We start from the raw sequence: 12,682 nt of genomic DNA, 5'->3' as shown, positions 1-12,682 counted from the left end.
GCGATGGGCGGCAGGCATAGGTCCGGACAGGGTGTTCACGGACGCGTGATAGCGCCGGTCAAGGTTGCGCGATAGGGGTCTGAAGAGACTTCAGTCCGAGCTGGCTTCGACCGCGTGAACAGCGCGACCGCAAAGGTCGCGCAGAACCGCCTGATCGACATCCTCGAGGCGCGAAATATAGACGCACCCGACGCCGGTCTTCACCTTGCCCAGGCGGGCGATCAGCTGGGCTCGTTCAGGGAAATCGCCAGCGACATAAAGCACCAGATTGGCTTTTCGCGGCGACAAGCTGATCAGCGGCCAGCCGCCCTTGGGGCCGCCGTCATTGCCGAACCCGATGATAGACGGTCCCCAGAGCACGGCCGGTTCACCGGTGATCTCCGACATCAGCGCGGCGACGGCATGAGCGTCAGACCGTCGGCGTGGATCGTCGATCGCAGACAAGAAGTCATCGACAGAGGCGTCTGTGGGGCCGGTCTTGGGCGTACTGGCCATGGCTCAAAGCCCCTTCACGATCCCTTCGACCATCTTCTTGGCGTCGGCGAACAGCATCATGGTGTTGTCGCGGAAGAAGAGTTCGTTCTCGACCCCGGCATAGCCCGAACCCATGCCGCGCTTGATGAAGAGGACGGTGCCGGCCTTTTCCACGTCCAGGATCGGCATGCCGTAGATGGCGCTGGTCGGGTCGGTCTTGGCCGCCGGATTGGTCACGTCATTGGCGCCGATGACGAAGGCGACGTCGGCGGTGGCGAACTCGGCGTTGATATCCTCCAGTTCGAACACTTCGTCATAGGGGACGTTGGCCTCGGCCAGCAGGACGTTCATATGGCCCGGCATCCGGCCCGCGACGGGGTGGATGGCGTATTTCACCTCGACGCCTTCCTCCTTCAGCTTGTCGGCCATTTCACGCAGGGCGTGCTGGGCCTGGGCCACCGCCATGCCATAGCCGGGCACGATGATGACCTTGGACGCGTTCTTCATGATGAAGGCCGCGTCCTCGGCCGAGCCCTGTTTGACCGGGCGCGTCTCCTTGGCGCCGCCGGGACCGGCCGCCGCATCGCCGCCGCCGAACCCGCCCAGGATCACCGAGATGAAGCTGCGGTTCATGCCCTTGCACATGATGTAGCTGAGGATCGCGCCCGACGATCCGACCAAGGCGCCGGTGATGATCAGGGCGATGTTCTCCAGCGTGAAGCCCAGCGCCGCCGCGGCCCAACCGGAATAAGAGTTCAGCATCGACACCACCACCGGCATATCGGCGCCGCCGATGGGGATGATCAGGGTCGCGCCCAGGATCAGGGCGATCAGGAAGACGCCCCAGAAGGCCCAGGTCGCCGCGCCGTTCGTGCCGATCAGAATGCCGATCAGGAAGACCAGCGCCAGGGCCAGGCCGACGTTGATCAGGTGACGCGCGGGCAGGATGATCGGCGCGCCGCTCATGTTGCCGTTCAGCTTGGCGAAGGCGATGACCGAGCCGGTGAAGGTGATGGCCCCGATGGCGACGCCGAGGCTAAGTTCGATGATCGACAGCGTCTTGATGCCGTTCCCGTCGTCGGACAGGATTCCAAAGGCCTCGGGCGCATAGATCGCCCCGATGGCGACCAGACAGGCGGCCATGCCGACCAGGCTGTGGAAGGCAGCGACCAGCTGCGGCATGTCGGTCATGGCGACCCGCTTGGCGATCAGGGCGCCGGCACCGCCGCCGACGATGACGCCGCCCGCGATCAGGGCCAGGGTCACGGTATCCAGCACCCCCGTCGCGACCAGCGTCAGCAGGGTCACGCCGATGGCCAGGGCCATGCCGACCATGCCGAAGGTGTTGCCCTGACGGCTGGTCTCGGGGCTGGACAGCCCCCGCAGCGACAGGATGAACAGGACGCCGGAAACCAGATAGGCCAGTGCGGCCAGCGATGCGTTCATCACGCCCCTCCCCTCAAGACGTTCGGGCCAGCCGCCACAGGGCGGCGGCGATGAACAGCGGGCCGATGAAGAACAGGGCCCATTCGAAGACGCCCAGCGGCCGGTCCTGCGTCACCACCCGAACCAGAATGGCCGAAAAGACCAGGGCGATGCCGCAGTCGTGCAGCCGCTGGCGCTTGATCGGGGTCTTGGTCCCGAACCAGCCATACAGCCACAGGCCGAAGCCGATGCCGGTCGCAACCCAGGAGCCGGTGATGGCGATCTGCGCAGCGTCGGTCATTTCGAACGCTTGTCAAAAGGCGCCAAGGTGCGGCGTCGAATGGCGTAGAAGCCAGTTACAGCAAATACCGCAGCAGCGACGGCCATCAGACCTGCGTAGAGCCAATCGCGATCTCTCACACCTTCGATCGCCCGCCAGGCCCAAAGCCCGGTTACGGTCGGAAACAAGAGAATGCCGACGACAATCTCCACGGTGGATCGCACGGCTTTGGACAAGCGACCGCTAAAAATCACTAACACGATCACTAAAGCTATGACGACGGCCCCGATCGCCGTCACGACCGCGTCCATCGGCAAAGCGTTCACTTCGCCCCCTTCGGAGCGACGGGCCGCTCCTTCTTCTTGTACATCGCCAGCATCCGCCGCGTGACCATGAAGCCGCCGAAGATATTGACGCTGGCCAGGGTGACGGCGATGACGCCCGCGCCCTTGGCGATCCATGCGCTGGGGCCGGTCGCGTCACCGGACACGGCCGCCGCCGCGATCAGGCCGCCGACGATGATGACGCTGGAAATGGCGTTGGTCACAGCCATCAGCGGCGTATGCAGGGCCGGCGTCACGCTCCAGACGACGTAATAGCCGACGAAGATCGCCAGCACGAAGATGGCCAGGCGGAAGACGGTGGGATCGACGTGTTCCATGTCAGGCTTTCTGTTCCAATCGAGCATCGATGCTGATGAGAAGTCGCAGGGCTCCCCCGTTGATGACGCTGCCGAAAAAGATCGGCCCGACCTTGGTAAGCGCCCTGCCGAATGCTGCGCCAGACTGGTCCTGCACGAATGCAAATATCAGCAGAAACAGGCAGAAGACAGCTCCGCCGAAAATCACGATCAAGGAAAAAACCGAGAGAGCACTACGAAAGCGAGGCCCGATCATCCCCTCACCCCTTCGTGCACCACGTCGCCGGCATGGGTGACCACCGCCGCCTTCAGGATCTCGTCTTCGAGATCGACCGCCAGACCGCCGTCCTTGATCAACAGGCCGACGAAGGCGGTGAGGTTGCGAGCGTAGAGGGCGCTGGCGTCTGCGGCGATGCGGCCGGGCAGGTTCGACCAGCCGACGATGGTGACGCCGTTCGCGGTGGTCACGACCTCGTTCAGCTTGGAGCCCTCGACATTGCCGCCCGCCTCGACCGCTAGATCGATGATGACCGAGCCGGGTTTCATCGAGGCGACGTGCGCTGCGGTCAGCAGCACCGGGGCGGCACGGCCGGGGATCAGGGCCGTGGTGATGACCACGTCCTGCTTGACCACATGGCTGGCGGTCAGTTCGGCCTGTTTGGTCTGATACTCGGGCGACATGGGCTTGGCGTAACCGCCGGCGGTCTGGGCGTTCTTGAACTCCTCGTCCTCGACGGCCAGAAATTTGGCGCCCAGGCTTTCGACCTGTTCCTTGGTCGCGGGGCGGACGTCGGTGGCGGTGACGACGGCGCCCAGGCGCCGCGCGGTGGCGATGGCTTGCAAGCCCGCGACGCCCACCCCCATGATGAAGACCTTTGCGGCGGCGACCGTGCCGGCCGCCGTCATCATCATCGGAAAGCCCCTGCCATAGGCGTAAGCCGCCTCAATCACTGCGCGGTATCCGGCCAGGTTCGCCTGAGAGGACAGGACGTCCATGACCTGGGCGCGGGTGATGCGGGGCACGAACTCCATCGCAAAGGCGGTGGCGTTGGCCCCGGCCAGGGCCTCGACCGTCGCCTTGTCGCGATAGGCGTCCAGCATGGCGATGACGATGGCGCCGGGCTTCAGCGCGCTGGTTTCCTGGGCCGTGGGCCCGCGCACCTTCAGCACGATGTCGGCGTCGTCAAGCACGGCGCGGGTGTCCGGCTTCACCACAGCGCCTGCGGCGGCATAGTCGGCGTCGGGAATGGAGGAGCCCAGGCCTGTCCCGGCCTCGACCGTGACGGTCGCCCCCAGGGCGATCAGCTTCTTGACTGTTTCGGGCGTGACGGCGCAGCGCGTCTCGCCTTCGCGACGCTCACGGGTGACGGCGATAGCGACGGCCAAGCGAATCCCCTCGTTCTTTTCGTTGAACGAAGGTTAGGCCGTTCCGGCGCAAGCCGTCAAAGCACGGTTATGCCAAAGCTTGGCGAGGGCGCGTGATTTCAGACCGCCCCAAGGCGATCCGACGCAAGGCTCAGTGCGCGGCGCCCGGCTTGGACTTCAGCGCCACGAAGCCGACGCCGCCCAGAACGACTGCGCCGATGACGGCGGCCATGAAGCTGCCACCCGGGTGGAACCACAGGGTCAGGAACAGCAGCAAGACGGCTATGGCCAGGCTGCCCCACTTGGCCAGGTTCAGGAACAGGCGGTAGGTCGAGACCTGTTCGCGCACTTCCATATGGCCGTGCAGATAGGCTTGCGCATCGGCGTCGGCAGGTGCGTTGGCGGTGTCGTGCAGGTCGGCCATTCGTGGAATCCCCTCGTCGTTATCGCGGACTTACACCGAGGCGACCGCCCCGCTCAAGCCCGCAGTCTTGCCGTGGTCAGCCCAGCGCCTCGAACTGATCGACCAGCCGCTCCAGCCTCTGACAGCCGACGCTCCAGAAGGCCGGATCGCGCGGGTCCAGACCGAACGGCTTCAACGCCTCGACATAGGTTCGCGATCCGCCGCCGGCCAGAAGCTCGCGATACAGGGGCGTGAAGCCGGGAGGATCGTTGCGACGCGCCTCCATCAGCGCCGCCACCAGCAGGTCGCCGAAGGCGTAGGCGTAAACATAGAAGGGCGAATGGACGAAGTGGCTGACATAGGCCCACCAGTGTTCATAGCCCGGGTTCAGCTTGACCGACGGCCCCAGCGAGGCGCCCATTTCCTCAAGCCACAGCTGGTTGATCCGCTGTTGCGAGACCTCGCCCTGCAGGCGCTCGTCGTGGAAGCGGGTTTCGAAGCGGTGGAAGGCGATCTGGCGCACGACGGTGTTCAGACCATCCTCGATCCGGCCGGCCAGCAGGCCGCGCTGCTCGGACTTTGGCGCCGTGGCCAAAAGACGATCAAACGTCAGCCCTTCGGCGAAGATCGACGCCGTCTCGGCCAGGGTCAAGGGCGTATCGGCCAGAAGCGTGCCCTGATCGGCCGCCAGGGTCTGGTGGACGCCATGACCCAGCTCGTGCGCCAGGGTCAGGACATCGCGCCGCTCGCCCATCCAATTCAGGAAGACATAGGGGTGGCGGTCGGCGGTGACGGGGTGGGCGTAGGCGCCCGACTGCTTGCCCGGCCGCGCCCGGCCGTCGATCCACGGCTTGTCGAAGAAGCCGCCGGCCCGATCGGCGAAGTCGCCGCCCAGGTCCGAAAAACTGTCCAACACGATCTCGCGCCCCTGGGTCCAGGTGAAGGCGCGCGGGGCGGTCGTTTCGATAGGCGCGTTGCGGTCCCAGTGGTCCAGGCGCGCCTTGCCCATCGCCTTGGCCTTCAGCGCATAATAGCGGTGCGACAGGCGCGGATAGGCGGCGGCGACCGCCTCGGCCATCGCATCCACGGCCTCGCCATCCACCTCGTTTCCCAGGTGACGGCTATCTGCGGGACGTTTGAAACCGCGCCAGCGATCCTCCATCGCCTTGTCGGCGGAGACGGTGTTCAGCACCAGGGCCAGCGTCGGGGCGCGGGCGGCCAGCGCCTCTGACAAACCCTCGGCGGCGGCCTTGCGGCGCGAGGGCTTGGCGTCCGAAAGGCGGTTCAGCGCCTCGGCCAGCGTCAGTTCCTCATGGCCCGCCTTCGCACGCAGGGCGGCCAGCTGCTCATCGAACAGGCGTGGCCATTGAGCCGTGATCGGTCCGCGCTCGGCGATGAAGGTTTCCAGTTCGGCCGACAGTTCGTGCGGCTTCATCGCCCGCACCCGGCGCAGCCACGGCCGCCAGCGCGCCGCGCCCGCATGGGCGGTGAGCGCCGCTTCCAGCGCCGCATCGTCGATCTGGTTGATTTCCAGCGTCAGCCAGACGGTCGGGGTGGCGATGGCGGTGATCTTCTCGCGCACATCGGCCTCGAACCCTTGCGCCGTCGCATCATCACGCGCAGTCGAGGCCGACAGGAAGGCGTAGGCGCCCAGCGCGCCCAGGACGTCGGACGCCTGCTCATAAAGCTGGATTGCGCGGTCCAGCGTCTGACCCAGCTCTTGGGCGTTCTGATCGACCGCCAGCCGCCCCTTCAGCCCGTTTAACGCCTCGACCAGACCGCGCGCCTTGTCCAAGTCGGCGGCCACCTTGGCGTCGTCGCGCGACGCATAGAGGTCGGTCAGGTCCCATAGCGGGGCTTCGGTGTTGGGCGTCTTGAAGGGAGCGTTCATGCCCCTGTTCTGGGGATGCGCGGCGACGGCCGCAACCGCCCCTTGCGCTTTCTCGGCGTCACGGCCCGTGCAATCCTGCCTTTTCGGAGACGCGTGAATGACCGAAACCCTGCAGCATGACACCGGCCGGACGGGCCTTGGCGGGGCTTCGGGCCTGTTTGCGATTCGGCTGGCGACGGGTCTGGTTCAGGGCCTGGCGCTCTATCTGCTGTATCTTGCGGCTGACAGCCGCGTCTGGCCCGAAACCCAGCCGGTTGTGTTCGGCGCCCTGGCCCTGGCGGCCGGCTATGTGCCGGTGGTGGTTCTCGCCGGTGCGGGCCGGGTCAAGCCGCTGGCCCTGATCCTGTGGGCGGCCGCCGCAGCCGGCGTGCTGGCTCTGCTGGGCGCCCACGACGTCGCCCGCCAGGTTCTGAAGCCGCATGAGGAGCCGCCCTTCCTGAGTTTCCCCGTGCTGGCCTTCGGCGCGGCGGCCCTGTTCATCGCCCATCACCTGATCGTGCCCGCGATCCGCGAACGACGCTGGATCGTCGATTATCCCGATTATTTCGACATCGCGTGGAAGGCGGGGGTGCAACTGGCCCTGTCGCTGGGCTTCACCGGCGCCTTCTGGATCCTGCTGCATCTGGGCGCGGCCCTGTTCAAGATGATCGGCCTCGGCTTTCTGCAGCATTTGCTGAGCGAGGCGTGGTTCGCCATTCCGGTCATCGCCCTGGTCTTCGCGACCGCGGTCCAGCTGACCGATGTGCGCGACGGCCTGATCCGGGGCGTGCGGACCGTGGCGTTGATGCTGCTGTCCTGGCTGTTGCTGGTAATCGCGGTCCTGGTCGGCGGCTTTCTTCTCGCCCTGCCCTTCACCGGCTTGGACGGCCTGTGGGCGACACGCAGCGCGACCGCCCTGGTGTTGTCGGCCGCCGCCGCCCTGATCGTGCTGATCAATACGGCCTATCAGGACGGGCGCGCCGACAATCTGCCGCCGGTCGTTCTGCGATATGGCGTGCGGGTCGCGTCCGTCCAGATCGCGCCGCTGATCGTTTTGGCCGCCTGGGGGCTGGCCTTGCGGATCGGCCAGCACGGCCTGACGCCCGATCGGATCATCGCCGCCGCCTGCACCCTGGTCGGCGCGGTTTATGGCGCAGGCTATCTGCTGGCGGCTGTGAAACCGGGCGGTTGGATGAAGCCGCTGGAGCGGACCAATGTCGCTGCGGCGGTCCTGTCGGTTTTGGTCATCCTGGCCCTGTTCAGCCCATTGGCCGATCCCGCCCGCCTCTCGGTGCAGGATCAGGTCGCACGCTTGCAGCGTGGGGCGGTATCAGCTGACATATTCGACTATGACTTCCTGCGGTTCGAGAGCGGCAAGGCCGGCGAGGCGGCGCTGCGACGTCTGGCCGCCTCAACTGATCCTCGCATCGCGCGGAACGCCCGCGCCGCCCAGGCTCGCCCGTGGCCATCAGGCGATACCGCGCAAGGGCGGCAAGAGCGCAAGGCCGCCATCCGCCTGAAGGCCGCGGATGGCCAGTCCGTGCCCGCCAGCTTCGTCGAACAGTTGGACGCGCAGGTGGACGTGCTGTTCAGCTGCAATGCGGAAGCCCCCTGCGTCGTGCGATCAATGGACCTGAACGACGATGGACGAACCGATCTGCTGGTCGCCACGGCTCGTGAAATCGTCGCCTTCGATCAGGACGCCCAGGGCCAATGGCGCGTGACGGGCCGATATGGCTTCACCTGCGGGCGAAATGCCGAGCGGATGAATGAGGGGTTGTCGAAGGGCGTCGCGACGGCGCCGGCGACCCTGCCGGATCTGGTCGTCGACGGCCAGAAATTGCGCGCCAGCCCCGAGGTGCGATGCGACGCAACCGAGCCGCGTTAACGGGACGCTCACCACGCCGTGTCACCCGATTTTCACCTCGCCATCCTAGGAATCGTCCCGAAACGATCCATCCGTGACGGGTTGGGCGACAGTACAAGGGATTTTCATGGCCAAGACCATCCTGGTCGTTGACGACGATCCGACCCAGCGCCGGCTGATTCAGGCCGTGCTGGAGCGGGACGGCAACGCCGTGGTCCATGCCGCCAGCGGCGGCGAGGCCATCGACCGGATGACGCAAGGCGGCGGCGCCGACCTGATCCTGCTGGACATGGTCATGCCCGAGATGTCGGGGCTGGAATGTTTGGCCGAACTCCGTAGCGCCGGGATCAACGAGCCGGTCATTGTCCTGACGGCCAACGGCGGCATCGACATGGTGGTCAAGGCCATGCAGGCCGGGGCCCAGGACTTCTTCGTCAAGCCGGTCGGGCCCGAGCGCCTGCTGGTCGGCGTGCGCAACGCCATGCAGATGAAGCGCCTGACCGCCGAGGTTGGGCGCCTGACCAAGCGCGTTCAGGGCCGCACCAGCTTCGACGATATCGTGGGCGACAGCCCGCCTATGCGCATGGTCAAGGCGCTGGGCGCTCGGGCCGCCAAATCCTCGATCCCCGTCCTGATCACCGGCGAGAGCGGCGTCGGCAAGGAGGTCATAGCCCGCGCCCTGCACGGCGCCAGCGACCGGGCCGGCAAACCCTTCGTCGCCGTCAACTGCGGCGCCCTGCCCGCCAATCTGATCGAGTCCATTCTGTTCGGGCATGAGAAGGGCGCCTTTACCGGCGCCGTGGATAAGACGCTGGGCAAGTTCCGAGAAGCGGACGGCGGCACCCTGTTCCTGGACGAGATCGGCGAACTGCCCCTGGACATGCAGGTCAAGCTGCTGCGCGCCCTGCAGGAAGGCGAGATCGATCCTGTCGGCGGCAAACGCCCGGTCAAGATCGACGTGCGCATCGTCTCGGCGACCAATCGCGACCCGGCCCAGCAGGTCAAGGACGGCGCCTTCCGCGAGGACCTGTTCTATCGCCTGAACGTGTTCCCGATTGAGGCCCCATCCCTGCGCGACCGGCGCGAGGACATCGCGCCTCTGGTCGATCACTTCATCGCCCGCTTCAATGCTGAGGAAGGCAAGCGGATCGCCGGATGCGCGCCCGAGACCCTGGCTCTGCTGCAAGGGTTCGACTGGCCCGGAAACGTGCGGCAGCTGGAAAATGCGGTGTTTCGCGCCATCGTCCTGGCCGATGCGCCCTTCCTTCAGCCGCACGATTTCCCCGCGATTTCAGGCGTCGCCGCGCCCATGCCCGACGTCCACCCCCTGCAGGCCGCAACGGCCGCTGGCGCCCAGACCGACGCCGCCGCGCAGGTCGATCAGCCGATCCGCATCCTGGACGAGCGCGGCCATCTGCGCACGCTGGAAGACATCGAACGCGACCTGATCCAGCACGCCATCGAGGTCTATGCCGGCCATATGAGTGAGATCGCGCGCCGTCTCGGCATCGGCCGTTCGACCCTATATCGCAAGGTCCGGGAACAAGGCCTGGAAGGTCAGCTGAAAGAAGCGGGCTGAGGCTCTCTCAATTTATGGTGTGAGCCCGATCACTCCGGCTTCTTTCGACCCCACCGCCGTTTCGGCTCTTCGCCATTGGCCTTGGCGGTGATCTCTTTCAGCTTGCGGCCCTGCATGGCCGACAAGGCTTGCCCCGGTGCGCCCTTTTCGGGGTCGGCAAAGGCGCGGCCGTGGGTCTTCACGCGCTCGCTGACCGAATCGATAAACTCGCCCTCCCATTCGGACAGGGAAACGCCCGCCCTATCCGCCGCACGGCGAGCGCGCTTCAAGGCATTCAACGCAGCGCGTTTAGCCGCCTCGCGCTGCATCTCGAAGGGGCTGGGCATCGGCTTCTTGTTGGCGCCAACGCCTTTCAGGCCGCCTGATCGCGACAGCCCGCCTCCTGGCTTGAAGGGGGTGCGCTTCAAGCCGGGTCAGCCTCAGATCTCGCCGAGCGCCGACAGATAAAGGTCCAGGATGGCGTCCTCTTCCTGACGCTTGGCCTTGTCCTGCTTTCTGATGCGGATGACCTTGCGCAGGATCTTGACGTCGTAGCCCTCGCCCTTGGCCTCGGCGAAGACCTCCTTCATGTCGGTCATGACGGCCTGCTTGTCCTCTTCGAGACGCTCAAGGCGTTCGATGATGGTGCGAAGGCGGCCCTGCGCCGTGGCGGTGAGAACGTCGGAACCACCGTCGAACGAGGCGTCGTCAGCCATGGGGAATACTCCAGAAATCAGGCGCGGACGCTAACCCTGCGGACAGGCGCGCGACAACCGCGAACACGAAAAAGGCCGCGGACAGAAATCCGCAGCCTGTGGATCGTCATCTTTCAAGCGCGCGATCGCCCTTCGGGCGGCTTGAGCGCGACCCAGCGTGCGCACGCCGCCCGAAGCGGCGCGCAGCGAACGCTGCTTAGCCCTGCTTCGCCTTGAAGCGCGGGTCGGTCTTGTTGATGACGAAGACGACGCCCTTGCGACGCACGACCTTGCAGTCGCGGTGGCGGGTCTTCAGCGACTTGAGCGAGCTACGGACCTTCATGGTCGGACGTCCTGAAAGAAACCAATAAGAAAGCCGCTGACCCGGTCGGATCGCGGCGGAGGCGGTCGTATAGAGAGAGGGGTTCGGAAGGTCAAGCCGCCAAAGGCCGAAACCGCAGAAAACCCAGTCCCCGTCTGCTCTGCGAGCTGTTTCCCCTAACGTGCTCAAGCAGCCCGAAGGGCGATAGCACGCTCAGAAAACTATGGAGGCCTGACCTCCGAGTCGAACGGAGGGTTTACGGGGTTGCACGCCCGCCGCGTCGCCGCTCCGCCATCAGGCCGTCAGAGCTGGTGCGTCATTACGACACACACGCATAAGGCGTCCAATACAAAGGTGGTTAACGGCGCGCCTTACACCCCAGTGGGGAATGGTCAGGCAACGCATTCGCGCGGCGCGCGCTTTAGGGCGTCGAAATGGCCGTTCGCGCGGATGTCATTTCGTGTCTGACCCCGGGGGCTCTAGTTTGAATCTCATGCGCTTTTCCTACCGCCTTCTCCTGATCGGCTGCGTCTCGGCCTGCGCGCCCATGCTGCCCGAGCCGCAGGTGAACCTGCCGACGCCCCAGCCTCAGCCCCAGGCGGGCGCGCCGGTCACGACGCCGGCCCCCGCCGCCCAGACCCCGCCGTTGGCCGCCTATGATCAGCAAGGTTTCGAGGGCTGGAAACAGGGCTTCCTGGCGCGCAAGGGCGGCGCCCGCCGCGCGGACTACGCCCGCGAACTGGAGGGACTGACGCCCGATCCGACGGTGATCCGCCTGGATCGCAACCAGCCTGAATTCTCCAAACCTGCCGGCGCCTATGTTCAGAATGCGGTGACCCCCGTGCGAATCGCCCAGGCCAAACAGCGCATCGACCGGGTGCCGTGGTCGGTAGTCCAACGATTCGGCGTGCCCAGCGAGATCCTGGTCGGCGTCTGGGCCCAGGAGAGCGCCTTCGGGCAGGTGCAGGGCGACTATGACGTGATCCGCTCGCTGGCGACCCTGGCCTATGACGGTCGCAGGCGCGATTGGGCCGAGGGGCAGCTGAAGGACGCGCTGGACATCGTCGTGGACGGCCGGCGCGAGCGCGCGGGCCTGAAGGGCAGTTGGGCCGGGGCGATGGGCCAGACCCAGTTCATGCCCGACAACTATCTGCGCCTGGGCGTAGATCAGGACGGCGACGGCAAGGTCGACATCTGGCGCGACGACGCCGACGCCCTGGCGTCCGCCGCCAATCTGCTGGCCCAGGCCGGTTGGAAGCGCGGTCAGGGCTGGGGCTATGAAGTCACCCTACCCTCCGGCTTCGACTATGCCGAGGCGGAAGGCCCGAAACACAACTGGGCCTATTGGGCGACCAAGGGCGTGCGCCTGGCGCAAGGAGGCACCCCGAACGGCGCCGAAGCGCTGGAAGAAGCGACCATCCTCCTGCCCCAGGGCGCGAACGGTCCGGCCTTCCTGGCCCTGCCGAACCACTATGTGATCCGCCGCTACAACAACTCGGTTTCCTACGCCTTGGCCATCGGCCTGACGGCGGACGGGATCATGGGCAAGCCGGGGCTGACCAAGGCCTGGCCCAACGATCCGTCGATGACGCGAGATCAGCGTATCGGGGCGCAGCGCGCCCTGACCCAACTGGGTTACGATACCCAGGGCGTCGATGGGGTGATCGGCTCCAACACCCGCGCGGCCCTGCGCCGCTGGCAGATCGCCAACAACAGGATCGCCGACGGCTATCTGACGCCGGCGCTGGCGGACGAACTGATCCGCCGGACAAACTGAACCGCG

15 protein-coding genes are annotated in these 12,682 nt (G+C 66.1%); 3 read left to right on the top strand and 12 right to left on the bottom strand.

Features of this window, described 5'->3' with window-relative positions:
- Positions 1–90: 90 nt before the first annotated feature.
- The 9 genes from KAK88_RS06185 to KAK88_RS06145 form a co-directional block, all read right to left on the bottom strand.
- Complete coding sequence (locus tag KAK88_RS06185) at positions 91–495, bottom strand: DUF1801 domain-containing protein (RefSeq protein WP_242078306.1); 405 nt, start codon at positions 493–495, stop codon at positions 91–93.
- Between the two features lie 3 nt (positions 496–498).
- The gene (locus KAK88_RS06180) at positions 499–1,920 is read right to left on the bottom strand and encodes an NAD(P)(+) transhydrogenase (Re/Si-specific) subunit beta (RefSeq protein WP_242078305.1); all 1,422 of its coding nucleotides are present in this window, start codon (positions 1,918–1,920) and stop codon (positions 499–501) included.
- Between the two features lie 13 nt (positions 1,921–1,933).
- Positions 1,934–2,200 (bottom strand): hypothetical protein, encoded by a 267-nt coding sequence (locus KAK88_RS06175; protein WP_185223854.1) that lies wholly within the window; start codon positions 2,198–2,200, stop codon positions 1,934–1,936.
- Entirely contained in the window at positions 2,197–2,505 is a 309-nt protein-coding gene (locus KAK88_RS06170; RefSeq protein ID WP_184278742.1) for a hypothetical protein, read from the bottom strand. Before KAK88_RS06170 ends, KAK88_RS06175 begins: the two co-directional genes overlap by 4 nt.
- Positions 2,502–2,840: an NAD(P) transhydrogenase subunit alpha gene (locus KAK88_RS06165; protein ID WP_242078304.1), complete on the bottom strand. Its 339-nt coding sequence runs from the start codon at positions 2,838–2,840 to the stop codon at positions 2,502–2,504. The genes KAK88_RS06170 and KAK88_RS06165 overlap by 4 nt, the downstream gene beginning before the upstream one ends.
- Before the next feature lies 1 nt (position 2,841).
- Positions 2,842–3,033: a hypothetical protein gene (locus KAK88_RS06160; RefSeq protein WP_242078303.1), complete on the bottom strand. Its 192-nt coding sequence runs from the start codon at positions 3,031–3,033 to the stop codon at positions 2,842–2,844.
- 38 nt (positions 3,034–3,071) lie between these two features.
- On the bottom strand, positions 3,072–4,205 hold the full coding sequence (locus tag KAK88_RS06155; RefSeq protein ID WP_242078302.1) for a Re/Si-specific NAD(P)(+) transhydrogenase subunit alpha: 1,134 nt from the start codon (positions 4,203–4,205) through the stop codon (positions 3,072–3,074).
- A gap of 130 nt (positions 4,206–4,335) precedes the next feature.
- Entirely contained in the window at positions 4,336–4,608 is a 273-nt protein-coding gene (locus KAK88_RS06150) for an aa3-type cytochrome c oxidase subunit IV (RefSeq protein ID WP_017505952.1), read from the bottom strand.
- Positions 4,609–4,684: 76 nt separating this feature from the next.
- Entirely contained in the window at positions 4,685–6,478 is a 1,794-nt protein-coding gene (locus tag KAK88_RS06145) for a M3 family oligoendopeptidase (protein ID WP_242078301.1), read from the bottom strand.
- Between the two features lie 97 nt (positions 6,479–6,575).
- On the opposite strand from KAK88_RS06145, the gene KAK88_RS06140 reads away from it, so the two are divergent.
- Together KAK88_RS06140 and KAK88_RS06135 are read left to right on the top strand one after the other, a co-directional pair.
- Positions 6,576–8,345 carry a DUF4153 domain-containing protein gene (locus tag KAK88_RS06140; RefSeq protein ID WP_242078300.1) on the top strand — a complete coding sequence of 590 codons (1,770 nt, stop codon included), beginning with the start codon at positions 6,576–6,578 and terminating at the stop codon, positions 8,343–8,345.
- A 106-nt stretch (positions 8,346–8,451) separates the two neighbouring features.
- On the top strand, positions 8,452–9,903 hold the full coding sequence (locus tag KAK88_RS06135; RefSeq protein ID WP_242078299.1) for a sigma-54-dependent transcriptional regulator: 1,452 nt from the start codon (positions 8,452–8,454) through the stop codon (positions 9,901–9,903).
- Between the two features lie 29 nt (positions 9,904–9,932).
- On the opposite strand, the gene KAK88_RS06130 is transcribed toward KAK88_RS06135, so the two are convergent.
- The 3 genes from KAK88_RS06130 to ykgO form a co-directional block, all read right to left on the bottom strand.
- Positions 9,933–10,310, bottom strand: coding sequence for a hypothetical protein (locus tag KAK88_RS06130; protein ID WP_242078298.1), 378 nt, complete (start codon positions 10,308–10,310; stop codon positions 9,933–9,935).
- Positions 10,311–10,322: 12 nt separating this feature from the next.
- The gene (locus KAK88_RS06125) at positions 10,323–10,598 is read right to left on the bottom strand and encodes a DUF2312 domain-containing protein (protein WP_017505946.1); all 276 of its coding nucleotides are present in this window, start codon (positions 10,596–10,598) and stop codon (positions 10,323–10,325) included.
- A gap of 196 nt (positions 10,599–10,794) precedes the next feature.
- Positions 10,795–10,920: a type B 50S ribosomal protein L36 gene (gene ykgO / locus KAK88_RS06120; RefSeq protein ID WP_008263184.1), complete on the bottom strand. Its 126-nt coding sequence runs from the start codon at positions 10,918–10,920 to the stop codon at positions 10,795–10,797.
- A gap of 472 nt (positions 10,921–11,392) precedes the next feature.
- Between ykgO and KAK88_RS06115 the strand changes: the two genes are divergently transcribed.
- Positions 11,393–12,676, top strand: a complete 1,284-nt coding sequence (locus KAK88_RS06115; protein ID WP_242078297.1) for a lytic murein transglycosylase — start codon at positions 11,393–11,395, stop codon at positions 12,674–12,676.
- The last annotated feature ends 6 nt before the right edge of the window (positions 12,677–12,682 follow it).

It is taken from the genome of Brevundimonas diminuta (assembly GCF_022654015.1).
Classification (GTDB): Bacteria; Pseudomonadota; Alphaproteobacteria; order Caulobacterales; family Caulobacteraceae; genus Brevundimonas; species Brevundimonas diminuta_C.
The sequence above is the reverse complement of the archived record's forward strand: the minus strand, read 5'-3'. Positions and strand labels throughout refer to the sequence as shown.